Below are 20574 nucleotides of genomic sequence, written 5' to 3'. Positions count from 1 at the left end.
GCTGCCCCTCGCCGGTCAGGCGGTCAGCCGGTGTTCTGCACGCCTGCGGCGATGCCGTTGACCGTGGCCACCAGCGCGTGGAACAGCGCTTCATCCTCACGGCCACCCTCGCGCCAGCGCGCCAGCAGGTCGACCTGCAGCAGGCTGATCGGGTCGACGTACGGGTTGCGCAGGCGGATCGACTGGCGCAGGCGCGCGTCGTTCTCCAGCAGGCCCGACTGGCCCTTGATCGCGAGGATCGCGTCGCGCGTGCGGTCGAACTCGCCCGCGATGAGCGGATGCAGGCGGGCGTGCAGGTCACCCTGGGGCAGCGCGGAGGCGAGGCGCGAGTAGCGATCGAAGATGGCGGGGTCGGACTTGGCCAGCACCATCTCCACGTCGTCCACCATGGTGGCGAAGAACGGCCAGTCGCGCGCCATCTCGGCCAGCACGGCGTCGCCGTGGCGTTCGCGCGCGGCCGCGAGTGCCGTTCCAACGCCGTACCACGCGGTCAGCCCGCAGCGGTTCTGCGACCACGAGAACACCCACGGGATCGCACGCAGCGACTCCACGCCCGCCTCCGGCCCGGCGCGCTTGCTCGGGCGCGAGCCGATGCGCAGGCGTTCGATCACGTCGATCGGCGTGGCGGCGCGGAAGTACGCCGGGAAATCGGGGTGCTCGTGCACCAGCGCGCGGTAGTGCGCACGCGCATCGCGGGCGAGTTCCCCGGCAATGTCGCGCCAGCGCGCTTCGCGGTCGTCGGCGGGGCGCGGCCGCAGCGTCGCGCGCAGTACCGCGCCGGTGGCCTGCTCCAGGTTGCGTAGCGCGATCGCGCGGATGCCGTACTTGCGGTGGATGACCTCGCCCTGCTCGGTCAGGCGCAGGTACCCGTCGACCGAACCTCGCGGCGCGGCGACCACGGCGCGGCTGGTCTTGCCGCCGCCGCGGCTGATGGAACCGCCGCGGCCGTGGAAGAAGGCGATGCGCACGCCGCTTTCCCCGGCCAGCCGGGTCAGCTGCAACTGCGTCTGCTGCAGCGCCCAGCGTGAGGCGACGATGCCGCCGTCCTTGGCGCTGTCCGAGTACCCGAGCATGACGACCTGGCGGTTGCCGCGCGCAGCCAGGTGGTCGCGGTACACGGGATCGGCAAAGAGCTGGCGCAGCGTGTCGGGCGCGGCCTCCAGGTCGGCGACGGTTTCGAACAGCGGCGCGACGTCGAGCGGCACCTGGCCGTCGTCGTCGACGCAGTGCGCGATCCGCGCCAGCGCCAGCACCGCCAGCGCATCGGCGGCGGTGCGGCTCATGCTGATGATGTACGGGCCGAACGCACGGGTGCCCAGCCGCGGACGCAGCTCGGCAACGGTGCGGAACACCGCGAGCGTCGAGGCCGCCGCCTCCGGCTCGACCGCGGGTGTGGGCTGGTGGCCGGCAATCACCTCGTGCAATGCAGCGACACGCTCGGCCACGGGCCGGTCTGCCCAGTCCGGGTTCTCGAGAAGTGCCGCCAGCGCGGCGTCGTGCATCGCCGAGTCCTGGCGCAGGTCGAGGCTGGCAAGGTGGAAGCCGAAACATTGGGCGCGCCGCCGCAGCCGGCGCACCGCGAATGCGCCGGCGTGCTCGCCGCCGTGCGCCAGCAGGCTGGCCTCGATCAGCTGCACGTCACCCAGGAACGACGCCGCGTCCGGATAGCCGGCCGGCTCTTCTCGCGCCGTCGCGGCCAGCCGCGCCTCCATCAGCGTCAGGAGGTTGCGGTAGGGCATGTCGGCGTGGCGCGGCTTGAGCGCGGCCGCCTCCGACGGCATCAGGGCCCGGTAGGCCTCGAGCCGTTCCAGCACCGCGTCGTCGACCTGCACGCGCACGGTGGACTGGCTGAGCAGCTCGGCCAGCGCGCGCAGGTCGCGCCGGTACGCGGCCAGCACCAGGCCGCGCTGGCCGGCCAGGGACGCGGCAATGGTGTCGGCGCCGACGTTCGGGTTGCCGTCCATGTCGCCGCCCACCCAGGTGCCGAAGCCCAGCAGCGGCGGCAGCTCGAACGTGCGCCCGTAGGTCGATTCCAGCGCGTCGGCCAAGGTCTCATGGAAGACCGGCAGCACGCGGTACAGCACCTCGGCGAGGTAGAAGCCGACGTGCTCGAACTCGTCGTTGACGCTCTGCCGCGCGGCCGGTGCCTCGGCGGTCTGCCAGCTGGCGGTCAGCGCCAGGCGCATCCGCTCACGGTCGGCGCGCCGCTCGGCCGGCGTGCGGCCGCGGTCGATGTCGGCGACCAGGCACGTCACGATCTGGCGTTCCTTCTCCAGCAGCACGCGGCGCACCGCCTCGGTGGGGTGGGCGGTGAACACCGGTTCGATGCGCAGCCGTTCCAGCAGCGCGGCCATCGTGTCGGCGTCCACGCCTTCGCCTGCCAGCCGGGTCACGGTGTCGAGCAGGCCCTCGGGCTGGGCGCCGTGCTCGGCGCGTTCGTGGTCGCGGCGGCGGCGGATCCGGTGCACGCGCTCGGCCAGGTTCACGGCCTGGAAGTAGCTCGCGAAGGCACGCACCAGGTCGGCGGCGTGCGCGAGGTCGACGCCGTGCAGCGCCGTGGCGAGGTCGTCGACGGGGGCGTTGGATTCGCGCCGGTCGATCGCGGCGCGGCGCAAGCGCTCGACCGCTTCGAGGAAGGCGGGGCCGCGCTGCTCGGCCAGGATCTCGCCCACCAGCGCGCCGAGCTGCTTGACGTCCTCGCGCAGCAGGTTGTCGGTGGGGGCGAAATCGAACGTGCGCAGCGGCTCGTCAGCGGGATCGGAGGCGGTCGTCGGTGTCATCCGCAAAGGCTAGCGCAGGCGGATGGGTGGGGGTGTCGTCGGGCAATGACGGCGTCGCGCGGGCAGTGTCCGTCAGGTGGCGTAATTGCCGCGGCGCACGCCAAATGCCCAAGACGACCCCGTGTCGGCTGCCTCGAGGCGGGTTGATGCCGTGGAAGCCGACGTCCATGGACGTTCGGCTCCGCCGAAGTAAAAGCGCGAGCCCGCCTTCGCGGGAATGACGGCTTTTTTTCTCGGGGGTGATCGAAGCCACAGACGCAGCGCATGCGGGCGAAGACCGCCCGACGTCCTAGTACGCGAACTCCCGGAACACCGGGTCGACGTTGCCGCCCCATGCGCCGTGAAAGAGCTCCAACTTGCGCTCGGCCGCGGTCTGGCCGGCGTCGACGAACTCCATCAGCGGCTCCAGGTAGATCGTCTCGTCGGCGCCGTTGCGGTTGAGGTTGGCGCGGCGCGCCAGGCCGTGGGCGGAGATCTCCAGCGCGCGGCGCGCCAGGTCCAGCACCGTGCCCTGCTGCGCGCCGATGCGCGTGGGCAACTTGAAGGCATGTTTCGGCACGCCATCGCGCAGGGCGTGGCGCTCGGCGATGGAGTAGTCGCGCACCAGGTCCCAGGCGGCGTCCAGCGCGGTGTCGTCGTACAGCAGCCCGACCCAGAACGCCGACAGCGCGCAGATCCGGTTCCACGGGCCGGAGTCGGCGCCGCGCATCTCCAGGTACTTCTTCAGCCGCACCTCGGGGAATGCGGTGGTGCTGTGGTCGGCCCAGTCGGTCAGCGTCGGCCGGTGGCCCGGGTACGCCGGCAGGCGACCGTCGAGGAAGTCGCGGAACGACTGCCCGGCGGCATCGATGTAGGTGCCGTCGCGGTAGACGAAGTACATCGGCACGTCGAGCAGGTAGTCGACGTAGCGCTCGTAGCCGAAGCCGTCCTCGAACACGAAGTCGAGCATGCCGGTGCGGTGCGGGTCGGTGTCGGTCCAGATATGGCTGCGGTAGCTGAGGTAACCGTTCGGCTTGCCCTCGGTGAACGGCGAATCGGCGAACAGCGCCGTCGCGACCGGCTGCAGCGCCAGCGACACGCGGAACTTCTTGACCATGTCCGCTTCGCTGGCGACGTCCAGGTTGACCTGCACCGTGGAGGTGCGGGTCATCATGTCCAGGCCGAGGTTGCCGACGGTGGGCATGTAGCGCTGCATGATCCCGTAGCGGCCCTTGGGCATCCACGGCATGTCCTCTCGGCGCCACTTGGGCTGGAAGCCCATGCCCAGGAACCCCAGCCCCATCGGCTCGGCCACCGTGCGCACGTCGCGCAGGTGCGCGAAGGCCTCGCTGCAGGTCTCGTGCAGGTTGTCGAGCGGCGCACCCGACAGCTCCAGCTGGCCGGCCGGCTCCAGCGAGACGGAAGCACCGTCGCGGCTCAGCGCGATGACGCGGCCGTGTTCCTCGACGGGCGACCACCCGAACTGCACCAGCCCCTTGAGCAGCGCCTCGATGCCGCGCTCGCCATCGAAGGCGGGCGGGCGCAGGTCGTCGGTGCGGAAGCCGAACTTCTCGTGCTCGGTGCCGATCTTCCAGTCGTCGCGCGGGCGCACGCCGGAGGCGAGGTATTCCACCAGTTGGCGGCGGCCGGCGGCGCCGGACTCGATCGGGACATCCTTGACCTGGCTGGGACCGGACACGCGCACCTCGCTGTCGACTGGAGCGGGCGATATGCGGGTGGACCCTGCATTCGCAAGAGTCGGGGAGTGTAGCGACGGGGGATGTGGCGACAACGTCGCTGCTGCAACGGTGCAGTGCGCCGGTGCGCGTCGTGCTCCTGTAGGAGCGGCTTCAGCCGCGATCGGATCTGCGCTGGCAAGACTTGTAGGAGCGACGTAAGTCGCCACCGCACGAGCCGGTCGTGATTCGGTCGCGACTTACGTCGCTCCTACCGAAACCGTGCGGCGCCCCATCGCGGCTGAAGCCGCTCCTACAACGGCCGGATCAGAGCTCCAGCCAGCGCCCGATGACCGCGCGCGCCTCGTCCACGCCGATCTTGGACTCGCCGGAGAACACCTGCACGCTGACCGCGTCGCCGAACTCGGCCTTCATGGCCTTGCGTACCGCCAGCAGTGCATTGCCCTGCGCGCCTCGGCCCAGCTTGTCGGCCTTGGTCAGGATGGCGTGCGCGGGCAGGCCGCGCTGCACGGCGTAGCCGAGCATCTGCCGGTCGTAGTCCTTCAGCGGGTGGCGGATGTCCATCACCACCACCAGGCCCTTGAGCGCCTCGCGGGTGCGGAAGTAGCCGTCGATGAATGCCTGCCAGTGGGCCTGCAGGTCCTTGGGCACCTTGGCGTAGCCGTATCCGGGCAGGTCGACCAGGAAGCGGTCCGACGGTGGGCCGCCGCTGGAGGGTTCGAAGTCGAAGAACACCAGCTGCTGGGTGCGGCCGGGCGTCTTGGACACCCGCGCCAGCGCGTTCTGCTGGCAGATCGCATTGAGCGCGGTGGACTTGCCGGCGTTGGAGCGGCCGGCGAACGCGACCTCGAAACCACCGTCGGGCGGCAGCTGCCGCGGGGTGTGGGCCGCCAGCATGTAGCGGGCGCGTGCGAAGGGATTGGACATCGGCATAGCATCGCACGGGCATCGGCGCGGGCCACCCGGAAGCGCCCCGCGCCGCGCCCGCGTTGACCCGTGCGCGTTGACCCGGGGCGGGCCCGGCCCGATAATTCCGCGGTTCCGGCGTGGTCGCATGGCACCGCCGCCCCAGAGTTACGGAGCCCAGCGTGATGAGCCAAGCCCGCGTCCTCGGCATGATCGGTGTCGCCGCCCTTGCGGTGGCCGCCGTCGCCTACGCCCAGACCACGGTCACCCCGATCCCGGACAACGAGCCGGTGCAGTCCGCGCCGCTCACCACGGCGCCGGAGCAGTCGACCTGGGGCGACGTCGACGCCGGCGCGACCAAGGCCGGCACCTGCGCGGCCTGCCACGGCCTGGACGGCAACCCGACCGACCTGCAGTACCCGCGCCTGGCCGGCCAGAGCGAGCGCTACATCGCCCAGCAGATCGCTCTGTTCAAGAGCGGTGAGCGCAACACCGGCATGGCCGCGGTGATGAAGCCGTTCGCCGACGCGCTCAGCGCCCAGGACGCCCGCGACATCGGCGCCTACTACGCGACCCAGGAGGCCGGCGCCGGCGTGGCCGACGACACCCTGGTCGCAGAAGGTCCGTACGAAGGGCTGAAGTTCTACGAGATCGGCCAGAAGCTGTTCCGTTCGGGCGATGCCGAGCGCGGCATCCCGGCCTGCATGGCGTGCCATGGCCCCGACGGCACCGGCAACCCCGGCCCGGCCTACCCGCACGTGGCCGGCCAGCCGTCGCAGTACACCCAGCGCCGCCTGGAGGAGTACCGCGCCGGCCAGACCGGGTACACCGACCCGCGCCTGTTCAACATCATGGCCACCGTGGCCAGCGAGCTGACCGACCAGGAAATCGGCGCCCTCGCCAGCTACATGGAAGGCCTGCACCCGCGCGCCAACGACTACGCCGCGGCCGATGCGCCGCCGGCCCCGGCCCCGGCGACCCCCGCCGCGCCGGTGCCGCCGGCCGACACGGTCGAGGAAGGCCAGCCGGCCATCGACCTGGAAGCCGACGCCGAAGCCGGCCCGGTCACCGGGAGCTGAGCGGGCCTGCGGAACTTTCCGCGCCCGCGGCAGTCCGACCAGGCACTCCCTGGTTCGTGATCGAGCGACCTTTTGACGCCGACCGTTATGATGACGGTCGGCGTTCTTGTTTCCGCACCCCGGCCGTGCCATGCCGGCCCGCCTGCGGGGCCCCGCCCGATGAACCTCCCCCGTCACGCGATCCGACTGCGATCCGCCCAGAGTGATTCCCGACCGATGCCGATGACCGCACGCCTGGCCACCCTGCTGCTGGCCCTGTTCATGACCTTCCCCGTCCTGGCCGCGCCCGCCGACGGCGCATCGCTGGTGCCCGGCGTGGACTACATCGAGATTCCCGGCGGCCAGCCCTACGACAGCGAAGGCGGTGCCATCGAGGTGGTCGAGGTCTTCGGCTACACCTGCCCGCACTGCGCCGCGTTCGAGCCGCGGCTGCAGGCGTGGAAGGCGCGGCTGCCGGCCGACGTGAAGGTGACCCCGCTGGCGGCGCCGTTCGGCGGCCACTGGATGCCCTACGCGCGCGCCTATTTCGCCGCGCGTGCAATGGGCGTGGCCACCCGGACCCACTCGGCCATGTTCCGCGCCCTGCACGAGGACGGCGCGCTGCCGATGAACGGGCCGACGCCTACCGAGATCGCCGGCTTCTATGCCGGTCACGGCGTCGACCCGGCACGCTTCCAGGCGGTGATGGCCAGCGACGCGGTGCAGGCCGAAGTCGACCGCGCCGATGCGTTCCTGCGCCGCACCGGGGTGGACGGCACCCCGGCGCTGGTGGTGGCGGGCCGCTACCGCGTGCTGGGCAACAGCTTCGACGACCTGCTGCGCAATGCGCAGGCCCTGGTGGCCCGCGAGCGTGCCGCGCGCGCGCGCGTCGGCCGCGCCGACTGAAGGGCCGCCCACCTTCGCCGACGACGCGGCCTTGCCTGACACCCCCCTACGCTCCATTCACTACACTGGTCGGCCCCGGTCGCGACCGTCCCCGGACGTCCCCGCGCCCTGTCCCCGGCCCCTTGCGGAGAACCACACCATGACCCTGCGACTGCCCGTCACCGCCCGCTCCGGATTGCTGCTGACCGCCCTGCTCGCCCTCGCCGCCTGCAGTTCGCAGGAAGGCCCGGCCCCGGGCGAGCGCACCGCCGATCCGGCGGCCGCGCCGGCCCAGACGTCGGCGCCGGCCCAGGCCGAGGGCGACGTGCCTGCAACCCCGGCCGCTCCGGGCGAGGCCGCCCCGCCGCAGGGCCCGGCCCCGACGCTGGGCGTGGAGTACTTCGAAATCGCCGGCGGCCAGCCGTTCGCCCCCGGCCCGGCCGGTACCGTCGAGGTGGTCGAAGTGTTCGGCTACACCTGCCCGGCCTGCGCGCGCTTCGAGCCGCTGGTCTCGGCATGGAAGGCCCGCCAGCCCGCCTACGTGCGCTTCACCCCGGTCGCCGCGCCGTTCGGCGGGTACTGGATGCCGTATGCGAAGGCGTTCTACGCGGCTGATTCCATGGGCCTGCGCGAGAAGACCCATGACGCCATGTTCCAGGCCGTGCACGTCGACCGCAGCCTGCCGGCGCAGGGCGTGACCGACGAGCAGATCGCCGCGTTCTACGCCGGCCACGGCGCCAACGCGCAGGAGTTCGCCAACACCATGTCGAGCTTCGCGGTGGACGCCCGCATGAAGCGCGCCACCCAGTTCCTGCAGCGCAGCGGCGTAGATGCAACTCCCACCATCGTCGTCGACGGCAAGTACCGCATCGCCAGCGGCCAGCCCTACGAGGACGTGCTGCGCATCACCGACCACCTGGTGGCCCGCGCCCGCGCCGAGAACGCGCCTGCGGCACCGGCCGCTGACGCCGCGACCGACGCCGAAGCCGAAACCCCTGCCGCCGAAGAGGCGGCCGGCTGACGCCACGCCCCGCATGGCCGACTCGAGCGCACGGGAGACCACGCCGGCACCGCGCCGGCTCAAGCTGCTGAGCGCCAACATCCAGGCCGGCTCCAGCACGCGCGGCTACCACGACTACGTCGCGCGCAGCTGGTCGCACGTGCTGCCGGCCGGCAACAAGCGCGGCAGCCTGGACGCCATCGCCCGGCTCGCCGGCGAGCACGACATCGTCGGCCTCAACGAGAGCGACCCGGGCAGCCTGCGTTCGGGCTTCACCAACCAGACGCACTACCTCGCCCAGGCGGCGGGGTTCGACTACTGGAGCCACCAGCCCAACCGCCGCGTCGGCGGGGTGGCCTCCAGTGCCAACGGCCTGCTCAGCCGGCTGGAACCGCGCGAGGTGATCGACCACGCCCTGCCCGGCCGCATCAGCGGCCGCGGCGTGCTGATGGCACGTTTCGGCGAAGGCGACGACGGCCTGCTCATCGCCATCGTCCACTTGTCATTGGGCGCGGCTTCGCGGGCCTCGCAGCTGGCCTTCGTCGCCGAGCTGCTGCACGACCACCCCCACGCGGTGCTGATGGGCGACTTCAACTGCCCCATAGACCGCCCGGAGATGCAGGCGCTGTTCCGCAGTACCCGCCTGCAACCGCCCGACTGCGTGGTGCCGACCTTCCCCAGCTGGCGCCCGCAGCGCGCGATCGACCACATCCTGATCGGCGACGGCCTGAGCTGCGCCAATGCCTGCGCGATGCCGGCGGCGTTCTCCGACCACCTGGCGCTGTCGCTGGACCTGCATATTCCGTCGGCCGCGTTGCGCTAGCGCGCAGCGCACGCCCGGCGCGCAAACGCTCATCCCCGCGCGCTACCCCCGAACAAGAACGGCCGGTGGGATCCACCGGCCGTTCGCGTTACCGCAGCTGCACGTCGATCAGAACCGCAGGTCCGCCCTCACGTAGAAGAAGCGGCCGCCCGGGATGTCGTAGGTCGATGCGTCGTAGCCGTTGAGCGAGCACGACAGGCAGATCGGCGGGTCCTCGTCGAACAGGTTGTTGGCACCCGCGGTCAGCTCCAGTCCGCGCAGCATGTCGAAGCGGTAGCCCACCTGCAGGTCGTGGTAGGTGGTGGCCTCGAGCACGTTGGTGCTGGTGGCCGGGTCGCTGCAGACCGGGAACGTGACCGCACCGCCGCAATCTTCCCGCAACTCGCTGATGTGGCGGATGGTCCAGGCCGCCGACCAGTTGTCGAGGTCCCACTCGGTGACGAACGACGACGTCCAGTCCGGGATGGCGCTGTCCACCACCTCGATGCCCACGCCCTGCGGCTGGCGCTGGCCGGCCGCGCCGATCGCCTCGTACTCGCCGACGAAGGTATTGCGCCAGTCGATGCTGAACTGGCCCAGGCGCGACTCCGGGAACGTCCAGAACAGATCCACGTCCCAGCCATCGGTCTTGATCACGCCCAGGTTGGTCAGGCGGTTGTTGAAGGCGTTGATGCCGCCGGTCGCGGCACGCCCGATGCTGTCGCAGTACAGCGGGTTCAGCGTTTCTACGCACAGGTCGAGCTGGGTCTGGGCGTCGATGGCCTGGATCGCACCTTCGATCTCGTGGCGGTAGAACGTCACCTCGACGTCCACCCGGTCGGAGATCGCGGTGCCCTCCAGGAGGCTGGGGCTCCACACCATGCCGGCGCTGAAGCTGTCGGCGCGTTCAGGCTCGAGCTGCTCGTTGCCGCCCGTGGTCACGGAGATCTGCGGGTTCGGCTGTTGGTAACCAGCCGGCACCCCCAGGCTGCGGCAGTTGCCCTCCACCGACGGGTCGAGGAACGGCTCCGAGCACGGGTCGATCAGCGTCGCATCGAAGCGGCTCGCCGAGCCGAACAGTTCGCCGATCGACGGCGCGCGGAAGCCTTCTGCGAACGTCGTGCGCAACACCAGCTCGTCCACCACCTGCCAGCGCAGGCCCAGCTTGCCGGTGAACTCGCCGCCGAAGGTCGAGTAGTCCGAGTAGCGCCCGGCCAGGCTCATGTCGAGCCGGCTGCCACGCTCGGCATTGGCGAACAGTGGCACGTTGAACTCGGTGAACACCTCGGTGACGTCGTACTCGCCCGAGGTCGGCAGCGAGGGCACGCCGTTGTAGAAGCCGGCCACCGTCAGCGGATCGGGCTGGTACATGCCTTCATAGCGGCGATGCTCGATGCCGGCGGCAAACGCCAGCGGGCCGGCCCACATCTCGAACAGGTCGCCCGACAGGTTGGCCGTGGCCAGGGTGAGCGTGTTCTCGCTGCGGTCGCGCACCACCGGCTGGATGAACTCCAGCATTTCCGGCGTGATGGTGCCCGGCCCGCCGAAGATGTTGAGCGGGGTGCAGCCGGCCACGGCCGCGCACGCATCCGGGTCGCCCAGCGCGAGTGCGATGTTGCGGATGTCGTAGCTGCCGAAGTTGGTCTGCTCGGCCTCGTTCTCGCTGTGGGCGAAGTTGACGTCCCAGAACCACGCGCGCTCGCCGACGTCGAACACGCCCTCGAAGCCGGTGCCGACGTAGAACGTGTCGACCTGCTGTTCGAACACGCGCGCCCCGCCCTCGACCGGACGGCGGCCGATGAGGATCAGGTTGCGGTCTTCCGGCGGCGTCGTCAGGCGGCCGTCGAGGTCGAAGCCGAACGGATTGAACGGGTTGTCGCCGGAAATGAAGATGTTGTCGGCCAGCGGGTTGCCGGTACCGGCTTCCGGGCCGAGGAAGATCGGCTCGGGCGCGGCCTGGTTCACCGACTCGCGGCGGTTGTACAGCGCCTTGACGTACCAGCTGGCCGCGTCGCTCATGTCGAAGCGGAACTGGCCGAACAGGCCCATGCGCTCGGACGGGGTGACCAGCAGGTTGTACTGGGCGAAGTTGAAGCGGTCCGCGGTGGCGAAGCAGTGATAGCTGTCGGTGCGCGTGCAGCCGGTCTGCGTCGGGTCGTAGGTCGGGTCGCTGTCACCGGTGTTGGGCGTCACGTCCAGCGTGGCGCCCGTGTTGGGATCGGTGAAGATGAAGCGGCCCGTCGGCGTGCCCGAGCTGCCGAAGGCCAGGCCCGTGCCGGGGACCGGCAGGCTGGACTGCTCGCGGTCGCGCGCCAGGACCTTCTCCTGGTTGGTGTAGCTGGCGCCGAGGAACAGGTTGCTGCGCTCGCCGTTCCAGCCCCAGGCGATGTCGGCCGTGCTGGTGGCGCCATCGCCCTCGCCGTACTCGCCGTACTGCGCGCTGATGGACGCGCCCTCGAAATTGCGGCGGGTGATGATGTTGACCACGCCGGCGATGGCGTCGGAGCCGTACAGCGCCGAGGCGCCGTCCTCCAGCACCTCGATGCGGTCGACGATCGCCAGCGGGATGGTGTTGAGGTCGGTGGCGGCGCCGACGCCGGAGGCCGAGGCCTCGTTGACCCAGCGGATGCCGTCGACCAGCACCAGCACGCGCTTGGCACCGAGGTGGCGCAGGTCGACCTGGGCCGAACCCGCACCCACGCCGCTGCCATCGGGCGGGAAACCGAAGTTGCCCGACGAGTTGAACTTGGTGTTGAGCGCCGAACCCGAACCGGTCAGCGTCTGCACGACGTCGGCGATGGAGGTCAGGCCGGTACGTTCGATGTCCTCGCGGGTGACGGTCTGCACCGGCACCTGGCCTTCGATTTCGGCGCGCTTGATGCGCGTGCCCGTGACCTGGACGGTGTCGAGCGTGGTGGCGTCGTCCGTGGGCGGGGCGTCCTGCGCGGCTGCCAGGCCAGGCAGCGCGAGCAGCAGTGAAACGTGGATGGCGCGGGTCAAGGCATTGCGGCGGTGCGCTTTCATGGATCTCTCTCCCTAGAAATACAGTGAAAAAACATCAAATTGATGTTGCGGGCCGCTCCCCCTGCCGGGCGGCGCCACACGGTTGTAAACAATCCGTAAAGCGGCCACAAGCGGCAAAGTGCATGGCCGTCTACCCGGCCAGCCGGCAAATCGCCACCTACCGCCCCGCGATCAGCGCGAGCGCGACCACCAGCAGGAACCCCGCGAACACCCGACGCAACGCATCGCCGGACAGGCGATGCGCCAGCCGTGTGCCCCACGGCGCGGCCAGCACCGAGGCCATCGCGACGCCGACGGCGGCGGGCAGGTAGACGTAGCCGACCGCGTGTTCGGGCAACGCGCCCGGCGAGGCATGCAGCGCGTAGCCAACGGCGCTGGCGAAACCAATCGCGATGCCGCAGGCCGATGACGTGCCGACCGCGCGCACCGGCGCGACCCCGCGCCACACCAGCAGCGGCACGGTCATGCTGCCGCCGCCGATACCGACCACGGCCGACACCGCGCCGATGCCGGTGCCAGCGGCGGTCATCGGCCAGCCACGCGGCGTCGGCGCGATGCCGTCGCTTGCGCCGTGGCGAGCGCCGCGCAGGAGTTGCACTGCCGCCAGCAGGCAGTAGCCGGCCACGATCCAGCGCAACACGTCGCCGTCGATCCGCACCGCCACGAAGCTGCCCAGCCAACCGCCCAGCAGTAATCCCGGCACCATCCACGCCACGGTCGGCCACAGGACGCTGCCGCGCTTGGCGTGCGCCCGGGCCGATGCCGCCGCCGTCAGCACGATGCTGGCAAGGGAGCTGGCCAACGCCGTGTGCATCGCCGCCTCCACGGGCACGCCCAGAGACGGCAGCACCCAGGCCAGCGCCGCGACCAGCACCAGTCCGCCGCCCACGCCGAGCAGCCCCGCCAGCACCCCGGCGACCGCGCCCAGCACCAGGAACATGCCCCACTGCGCCGCCAGCGACGCCCACTCCGGACCCATCGTCAAACCCCTCTCCCATGCCTCGTTGCGGCGGCTCCGCGCGGCCCAGCCGACCCCACCGGCGCTTCATATTCGCGCGGTTATAGTCGGCCGATGCCTGCCTCCCGCCCCCGCCCCCTCCCCATCCTAATCGCCGCGCTGGCCACGGCCTTTGCCACCAGCGCCTGCGCCCAGTCACCCGCACCCGAGCGCGCCACATCACCGCCCGCGGCCAGCCCCACACCGCCACCGCTGAAACCGTCGATGCAGCCACTGGCCGACCCGCGGCTGGGCCAGGTGCGCTCGGCACTGGAGGCGGCCGAGCGTGGTGGATTCGACGCGAGCCAATACGGCGACCTCGCCGACCATCCGCTGTACGGCTGGATCGAGCTGGCCGACCTGCGCCGCGACATCGACACGTTGCCGGCCAGCCGCGCGCAGGCGTTCCTGCAGCGGTACCGCGGACAGGCCGTGGCGGATGCGTTCCGTGAAAGCTGGCTGGTGTCGCGCGCCCGCACCGACGACTGGTCCGGCTACCTCGCCGCGTGGGATCCGTCGGTGGATGACACCGCGCTGCGATGCCACGCGCTCAACGCACAGCAGGTGCTCGGGCGCACTGGTGCCGACTGGACCGCGCAGGCGCAGGCGATCTGGCGCAGCAGCGGCGCCTCGCTGCCCAGCGCGTGCGACCCGGTGTTCGCCGCACTTGACCGCAGCGGTGGCCTGACGCCGGCGTTGCGCTGGGAGCGCTTCGACAAGGCGGTGGCGGAGTGGCAGCCGGGGGTGATGCGCAGCATCGCCCAGGGCCTGCCGGAATCCGAGCGCGCACTCGCCAACGACTACGCCGCGTTCCTCAATGCCGTGCACCCGCGCGCGCTCGACTGGCCCAAGACCGAGCGCAGCCGCCTGGTCGCTTCGCACGGCCTGGCCAAGCTGGGCAAGGACGACCCGGGGCGCGCCGAGTCGCTGCTGGCGCAGCATGCGCAGGCGCTGGGCTTCAGCGAGGCCGACCGCGGCCGGGCGATGTACCAGATCGCGCTATGGACGGTGGCGTCCTACCTGCCCGACTCCGCGCGCCGCCTCAACCTGGTACCGGAAACCAGCTACGACGAGCGCCTGCACGAGTGGCGCGTGCGCGAGGCGATGGCGCGGTCGGACTGGCCCGCCGCGCTCGCTGCGATCCGCAAGATGGACGCGAAGCAGCGCAGCGACTCGCGCTGGCAGTACTTCGAAGCGCGGCTGGCGGAGCTGACGGGCGACAAGGCTGCGGCCGACCGCCTGTACCGCGCCGCCGCGCGCCAGGCCGAGTTCCACGGCTTCCTCGCCGCCGACCGCTTGGATGCGCCCTACGCCCTGTGCCCGTGGCAGCTGGAGGCGACGCCGGCCGAACGTGCAGCCGTGTCGAAGGACCCGGCGATCGTGCGGTCGATGTCGCTGCACCGGATCGAACGCCACGGCCCGGCGGTGGCCGAATGGGCCGAGGCGATGTCGCGTTTCACCGACGACCAGCGCCGCATCGCCGTCGAGTACGCGCAAGCCAACGGCTGGTACGACCGCGCCGTGTTCGCGCTGGGTCGCGGAGAGCCGGAGGAGTTGCGCCTGTACCACCTGCGCTTCCCGCTGGACCATGCCGCCACCATCCGCCGCGAGTCGGACAAGTACCGCATCGACCCGGCGTGGGTGGCGGCGGAAATCCGCGCCGAAAGCATTTTCAACCCGCGCGCGCGCTCGCCTGCCGATGCCATGGGGCTGATGCAGGTGCTGCCGTCCACCGGCGCCGCGGTCGCGCGACGCTACGGCATCCCGTATGGCGGCACGTCCAGCCTGTATGACGCCGACACCAACATCGCGCTGGGCACCGCCTACCTGCGCCAGATGATGGACGAGTACGGCGGCAGACCGTACTGGGCGATCGCCGGCTACAACGCCGGCCCGGCGCCGCTGAACCGCTGGAAGAGCCAGCGCCCCGGCATGGACCCGGACTTCTGGATCGAGACCATCAGCTACAAGGAAACGCGCGAATACGTGGCGCGCGTGCTGGCTTTCAGCGTGATCTACGACTGGCGCCTGGACGGCGATGCGCTGCGCTTGAGCGACCGCATGCAGGGCCGTATCGACGGCCCGCGCAAGGGCTTCGCCTGCCCCGCACCGGCCACCACCGCACAAGCCGCCACCGCACAAGCGGCAGGCGTGGCAGACGCGACCGGCGGCTGACGTGGCGGCGATGCGCCAGCACGTGGTGGTCCTGGGCGGCACCGGCTTCGTCGGCCGCCACCTGGTGCCACGGCTGCTGGCCGACGGCCACCGCGTCACCGTGCTCAGCCGCGGCATCAGCGACGCGGCGCGCGCGCACTTCTCGCGCAACGCCAGCCTGATCGAAGGCGACGTGCACGATGCCGCGTTCCTGCGCGCCGTGCTCGACGACGCCGACGCGGTCGTCAACCTCGTCGGGATCCTCAACGAGCGCGGCGACGACGGCAGCGGCTTCCGCCGCGTGTTCGTCGAACTGGTCGATACCCTTCTCGAAGCGATGCAGGCCCACGGCGTGCGCCGGCTGCTGCAGATGAGCGCGCTGCACGCCGGCGACGGCGAGAGCCACTACCTGCAGGCGCGCGGCCAGGCGGAGGCGCGGGTGCGCGCGTCCGGCCTGGAGTGGACGCTGCTGCGTCCGTCGGTCATCGCCGGCCCGGGCGACGGCCTGTTCTGCCGGTTCGACGGGCTCCTGAGATTCATGCCCGTGCTGCCGCTAGGTGGCGCGGAGGCGTGTTTCCAGCCGGTGTGGGTGGGTGACGTGGCCGAGGCGTTCGCGCGTGCGCTGGCCAACCCGGCCAGCATCGGCCAGAGCTTCGACCTGGTCGGCCCGGACCGCTACACGCTGGCCGAGATCGTGCACATGACCGCCTCCGCGCGCGGGCGCCACCGCCTGGTGGTGCCGCTGCCGCCGGCGCTGGGCAAGCTGCAGGCCGAGGTCGGCGAGCACCTGCCCGGCAAGCCGATCAGCCGCGACAACTGGCGCTCGCTGCAGCTGGATTCGACCAGCGACCACAACGGACTGCCGCGCCTGGGCATCACGCCGACGGCAGTCGCGCCGCGCCTGCCGGAGATCCTCGGCCTCGACGCGGCCTGAGGCGCGCGTCAGGATTCGCCTCTTTGATTGACCTTCAACCCGGAGCGCCGAAATGGGACTGCTCGACATGCTGCTCGGCCACGCCAGCGACAAGCCGCTGGACGACGTGGCCGCCGACTTCCAGCCGCTGCTCGCGCCGGGCGAAACCGTGCAGCGCGCGTTCGGCCTGGTGCGCGACCTGATGGTGTTCACCGACCGCCGCCTCATCCTGGTCGACAAGCAGGGCGTCACCGGCCGCCGCACCGAGTACCTGAGCCTGCCCTACCGCAGCATCGCGATGTACTCGCTGGAAACGGCCGGGCATTTCGACCTGGAAGCCGAACTCAAATTGTGGGTGTCCGGCCAGTCGCAGCCGCTGGTGCGCAGCCTGGGCCGCAACACGGGCGCCGAGGACATCATCGCCGTGCTCGCCGAGCACGTGCCGCGCTGAACAATGGACGGGCGCACACGCGACATGGAGGTCTACCTGGTCGGCGGCGCCGTGCGCGACGCCTTGCTCGGCCTGCCGCCGGGCGACCGCGACTTCGTGGTCGTCGGCCAGACACAGGATGCGATGGAGGCCGCGGGCTTCAAGCCGGTGGGGCGCGATTTCCCGGTATTCCTGCATCCCGATACCGGTGAGGAACACGCGCTGGCGCGGACCGAGCGCAAGTCCGGGCGCGGCCACCGCGGCTTCGTGGTCGACGCGGATCCGTCGGTGACGCTGGAGGAGGACCTCGGCCGGCGCGACTTCACCATCAATGCCATCGCGCGGCGCGAGGACGGGACCCTGGTCGATCCGTTCGGCGGCGCGGGCGACATCGAGGCGCGTGTGTTGCGCCATGTCGGCGAGGCCTTCGTGGAGGACCCGCTGCGGGTCTTGCGCGCGGCGCGCTTCATGGCGCGCTTTGCACCGCTGGGTTTCAGCGTCGCACCGGAAACGATGGCGCTGATGCGGCGCATGGTCGAGTTCGGCGAGCTCGCCGAACTCACGCCCGAGCGCGTCTGGCAGGAACTGCGGCGCGCGCTGGCCGCTCCGGCGCCGTCGGCCTTCATCCGCACGCTGCGCGATTGCGGCGCGCTGGCCGTCGTGCTGCCGGAGGTGGACGCGCTGTACGGCATCCCGCAACGCGCCGAGTACCAGCCGGAGGTCGACACCGGCACCCACGTCGAACTGGTCTGCGACATGGCCGCGCGACTGGCGCCGGGCGATGACATCGTCGGCTTCGCCGCGCTGGTGCACGACCTGGGCAAGGCGCTGACGCCCAGCGAGGTACTGCCCGGCCACATCGGTCACGAGCGCGCGGGCGTCGCCCCGCTGCGTGCGCTGTGCGAGCGCCTGAGGGTGCCGACCGCGCACCGCCAGCTGGCCGAGGCGGCCTGCCGCGAACACCTCAACGTCCACCGCTTCGACCAGCTGCGCGCGTCGACGGTGCACGACCTGATCGCACGGTGCGATGGCTTCCGCCGCCCCGAACGCATCGACCCGCTGGCGACCGTTTGCGAGGCCGATGCGCGCGGCCGCACCGGGCTGGAGGAGCGCGAATATCCGCAGGGCGATGCGTTGCGTGCGTCCCATGCGGCCGCGTGCGCGGTGAAGTCGAATGATGTGGCCGAAGGGCTCAGCGGCCCGGCGATCGGCGAGGCATTGCGGCGTGCGCGCATCCAGGCGATCGCGCAGGCCACCGGCAAGCGGCCCTAGCGGCCTTCAGTAGGAGCAGCTTCAGCCGCGATCCGAACCGTCCGATAGCGTTGTAGGAGCGGCTTCAGCCGCGATCCGACTGTTGGAAGCCTCCTGTAGGAGCGACGTAAGTCGCGACCCGAAGCGTCGTGGGTGACAGCCGTCGCGACTTACGTCGCTCCTACAACGCCCGGTTGGATCCGATGCAATCGCGGCTGAAGCCCCTCCTACAGGGTGCGCGGTGCTGTAATTGGCAAGCGCGATTCCAGCCACTGCAGCCCGCGTGCCACCGGCGTCGCGCCCAGCACCAGGCCGCCGACCACGCCCAGCATGTTCGCAAACACATCGGCGGCCTCGGCCTCTCGCGTGGCCGTCAGGAAGTGCTGCGCGGCCTCCACGCCCACGCCGACCGCCAGCAGCAGCAGCGCCGCCAGCGAACGCGCCCGCGGGCTGGCGAACAGCATCGACGCGTACGTCGACAACGCGAGGTACGAGGTGAAGTGCAGTGCCTTGTCGAAGTTCGGGATCGAAGGCGTTGGCACGTCGCCGGCGGGCAGCAGCGACACCGTGACCGCGCACGCGATGGCGACCAGCCACAGCGCCACCCAGCGCCGCGCGAACCTGAGCGGCCGCATCGCCGGCATGCGACGACGCGTCACGGCCGGCGCCCTCACAGGCGGAAGCTCAGGTCGCCTGCCAGGAACGCCGCGCCGAACTCCACGTCCTTCTCGAAGCCCATCACGCCGAAGCGCTCGCCCATCCCGCTGGGCAGGGTCAGCTTCTTGACCTCTTCGATGCGGCGCAGGCGTTCGGCCTCGTCGCCGATGCGCTCGATCCGCTCCAGCACGCCGGCCAGGCCGTTGCCCAGCAGGAAGCTGGCCTGGCTGCAGTAGCCGGCGAAGTCGAAGCCCGCGGCCACGCCGGCCTCGGCCAGCGCGGTGAAATCCACCGACGCGGTGATGTCCTGCAGGCCCGGCCAGCGCAACGGGTCGTCGTGCATGCGGTGGCGGTGGAACGCGCGCAGGGTGCCGTCGCGGCGTTCGGCCTGGTAGTACTCGGCGCGCGGGTGGCCGTAATCGACGAACAGCATCGCGCCGCGACGCATGCCACCCGACACCGCCTGGATCCAGTACGGCAGTTGCGGCAGCACCTCGGAGCGGTAGCCATCGGGCAGCGTGCGCTCCAGTCGGCGCTCGATGTGGCGCACGGCATTGGACAGGAAGGCGTCGGCAGGGCGGTCGACGCGCGCGAACGCGCCGCCCTCGACCACGACGTGCTCTTCCATCACTTCGCCGCCGGCAATGGCGAAGCGCGGCGTCGGCAGCGCATCGATCACCTCGTTGGCGAACAGCACGCCGTCCCAGTCGTCGGCAAACGGCGTATCCGGCCACTCCACCAGCTCGAACAGCGGCGGCGACAGACGCTCGCGCAGTGTCTCGCGCTGGCGTTCGCGCAACTGCGCGCTGGGCTCGAGGATGGCGTAACGGTCTGGCAGCGCGTCCAGTTCCATCAGCCGCTTGAGCGCGACCGCAGCGAACGCGCCGGTGCCGCCGCCCAGCTCCAGGAACCGGGCCTGCGCGCCGAGCTGCTGCAGCACCGGCGCCAGCGACTCGGCCACGCACGCGGCGAACACCGGACCCATCTCGGGCGCGGTGGTGAAATCCCCCGCCGGCCCGAACTTGCTGGCGCCCGCGCTGTAGTAGCCCAGCCCGGGTGCGTAGAGGGCCAGTTCCATGAAGCGCGAAAACGGCACCGCGCCGCCGGCTGCGGTGATCTCGTTGCGGATCGCTTCCGACAGGCGTGCGCTGTGGGCGGCGGCCTCGGCATCGGGTTCGGGCAGGTCGAAAGGCTTCATGCGGCGTGCTGGCATCGCGGGGAGCGGTCACGCAGGATAGCGGCTCGGATGCGAACGCCCGGTGCCCGCGGGCGTCCATCGCCGACAGGAAGCCCACCTCGATGCCATCCACGCCCGTTGCCCTGGTCACCGGTTCCGCCCGCCGCATCGGTGCGGCGATCGCCCGTGCGCTGCACGCGGCCGGTTACGACCTGGCGCTGCATTACCGCAGTTCGTCGGACGACGTCGATGCGCTCGCCGCCGAGCTCGAACGCGCCCGACCGGGCAGCACCGTGCGGCTGCAGGCCGACCTGGCCGAGTTCGACCGGCTGCCGGAGCTGGTCGCCCGCACCGTGGGCCGCTTCGGCCGCCTCGATGCGCTGGTCAACAACGCCTCGGGCTTCTTTCCCACGCCGGTCGGCGAGGCCACCCCGGCGCAGTGGGATGCGCTGTTCGCCACCAACGCGCGCGCGCCGCTGTTCCTGGCGCAGGCCGCTGCGCCACACCTGGCCCGCAATGGCGGCGCGATCGTCAACCTGACCGACCTCTACGGCGAGCGCCCGCTGGCCGGGCACTCGATCTACTGCATGGCCAAGGCGGCGCTGCTGATGGCCACACGCTCGCTGGCCCTTGAGCTGGGCCCGCAGGTGCGTGTCAACGCAGTGTCGCCCGGCGCGATCCTGTGGCCGGAAGACGGAGGCGGCGACGCCGCGCGCCAGGCGATGCTGCAGCGCACGCCGCTGGCGCGCACCGGCACGCCCGAGGAGGTCGCCGAGGCGGTGCGCTGGCTGTTGCAGGACGCGACCTACTGCACCGGGCAGGTGATCCACCTCGATGGCGGGCGGCGGTTGGCGGGTTGAAGTT

At 71.2% G+C, this 20574-nt stretch carries 16 protein-coding genes; 9 read left to right on the top strand and 7 right to left on the bottom strand.

What is annotated here, in order from left to right; all coding sequences use genetic code 11:
• Positions 1-23: 23 nt before the first annotated feature.
• From ppc to yihA, 3 genes are all read right to left on the bottom strand, one after another.
• Positions 24-2780 (bottom strand): phosphoenolpyruvate carboxylase, encoded by a 2757-nt coding sequence (gene ppc, locus K6753_RS11135; protein WP_223676531.1) that lies wholly within the window; start codon positions 2778-2780, stop codon positions 24-26.
• Positions 2781-3069: 289 nt separating this feature from the next.
• Positions 3070-4458, bottom strand: coding sequence for a glutamate--cysteine ligase (locus K6753_RS11130; protein ID WP_223676530.1), 1389 nt, complete (start codon positions 4456-4458; stop codon positions 3070-3072).
• 304 nt (positions 4459-4762) lie between these two features.
• Positions 4763-5383 (bottom strand): ribosome biogenesis GTP-binding protein YihA/YsxC, encoded by a 621-nt coding sequence (yihA, locus tag K6753_RS11125; protein WP_223676529.1) that lies wholly within the window; start codon positions 5381-5383, stop codon positions 4763-4765.
• 164 nt (positions 5384-5547) lie between these two features.
• Here yihA and K6753_RS11120 point away from each other — a divergent pair, with 164 nt between their 5' ends.
• From K6753_RS11120 to K6753_RS11105, 4 genes are all read left to right on the top strand, one after another.
• The gene (locus tag K6753_RS11120) at positions 5548-6441 is read left to right on the top strand and encodes a c-type cytochrome (RefSeq protein ID WP_223676528.1); all 894 of its coding nucleotides are present in this window, start codon (positions 5548-5550) and stop codon (positions 6439-6441) included.
• A 216-nt stretch (positions 6442-6657) separates the two neighbouring features.
• Positions 6658-7326, top strand: coding sequence for a thiol:disulfide interchange protein DsbA/DsbL (locus K6753_RS11115; RefSeq protein ID WP_223676527.1), 669 nt, complete (start codon positions 6658-6660; stop codon positions 7324-7326).
• A gap of 139 nt (positions 7327-7465) precedes the next feature.
• Entirely contained in the window at positions 7466-8326 is an 861-nt protein-coding gene (locus K6753_RS11110) for a thiol:disulfide interchange protein DsbA/DsbL (protein WP_223676526.1), read from the top strand.
• 64 nt (positions 8327-8390) lie between these two features.
• Positions 8391-9128, top strand: a complete 738-nt coding sequence (locus K6753_RS11105) for an endonuclease/exonuclease/phosphatase family protein (protein WP_223676684.1) — start codon at positions 8391-8393, stop codon at positions 9126-9128.
• Between the two features lie 108 nt (positions 9129-9236).
• Here the strand turns inward: K6753_RS11105 and K6753_RS11100 are convergent, their stop codons facing one another.
• Entirely contained in the window at positions 9237-12131 is a 2895-nt protein-coding gene (locus K6753_RS11100) for a TonB-dependent receptor (protein WP_223676525.1), read from the bottom strand.
• Positions 12132-12288: 157 nt separating this feature from the next.
• Positions 12289-13110 carry a sulfite exporter TauE/SafE family protein gene (locus K6753_RS11095; RefSeq protein ID WP_223676683.1) on the bottom strand — a complete coding sequence of 274 codons (822 nt, stop codon included), beginning with the start codon at positions 13108-13110 and terminating at the stop codon, positions 12289-12291.
• A gap of 243 nt (positions 13111-13353) precedes the next feature.
• On the opposite strand from K6753_RS11095, the gene K6753_RS11090 reads away from it, so the two are divergent.
• The 4 genes from K6753_RS11090 to K6753_RS11075 are packed head-to-tail and all read left to right on the top strand — an operon-like array spanning position 13354 to position 17897.
• A complete protein-coding gene (locus K6753_RS11090) occupies positions 13354-15303 on the top strand; it encodes a lytic transglycosylase domain-containing protein (protein ID WP_223676524.1) in 1950 nt (649 codons plus the stop codon).
• A 10-nt stretch (positions 15304-15313) separates the two neighbouring features.
• On the top strand, positions 15314-16216 hold the full coding sequence (locus tag K6753_RS11085) for a complex I NDUFA9 subunit family protein (protein ID WP_223676523.1): 903 nt from the start codon (positions 15314-15316) through the stop codon (positions 16214-16216).
• Positions 16217-16268: 52 nt separating this feature from the next.
• Positions 16269-16646, top strand: coding sequence for a PH domain-containing protein (locus K6753_RS11080; RefSeq protein WP_223676522.1), 378 nt, complete (start codon positions 16269-16271; stop codon positions 16644-16646).
• Between the two features lie 24 nt (positions 16647-16670).
• Positions 16671-17897 carry a multifunctional CCA addition/repair protein gene (locus K6753_RS11075; protein ID WP_223676682.1) on the top strand — a complete coding sequence of 409 codons (1227 nt, stop codon included), beginning with the start codon at positions 16671-16673 and terminating at the stop codon, positions 17895-17897.
• Between the two features lie 206 nt (positions 17898-18103).
• On the opposite strand, the gene K6753_RS11070 is transcribed toward K6753_RS11075, so the two are convergent.
• On the bottom strand, positions 18104-18535 hold the full coding sequence (locus K6753_RS11070; RefSeq protein ID WP_223676521.1) for a VanZ family protein: 432 nt from the start codon (positions 18533-18535) through the stop codon (positions 18104-18106).
• An 11-nt stretch (positions 18536-18546) separates the two neighbouring features.
• Positions 18547-19731, bottom strand: coding sequence for a class I SAM-dependent methyltransferase (locus tag K6753_RS11065; protein WP_223676520.1), 1185 nt, complete (start codon positions 19729-19731; stop codon positions 18547-18549).
• 101 nt (positions 19732-19832) lie between these two features.
• Here K6753_RS11065 and K6753_RS11060 point away from each other — a divergent pair, with 101 nt between their 5' ends.
• Positions 19833-20570 (top strand): pteridine reductase, encoded by a 738-nt coding sequence (locus tag K6753_RS11060; RefSeq protein ID WP_223676519.1) that lies wholly within the window; start codon positions 19833-19835, stop codon positions 20568-20570.
• Positions 20571-20574 lie beyond the last annotated feature (4 nt).

It is taken from the genome of Novilysobacter selenitireducens, assembly GCF_020026895.1.
GTDB classification, from domain to species: Bacteria; Pseudomonadota; Gammaproteobacteria; order Xanthomonadales; family Xanthomonadaceae; genus Lysobacter_C; species Lysobacter_C selenitireducens.
The sequence above is the reverse complement of the archived record's forward strand: the minus strand, read 5'-3'. Positions and strand labels throughout refer to the sequence as shown.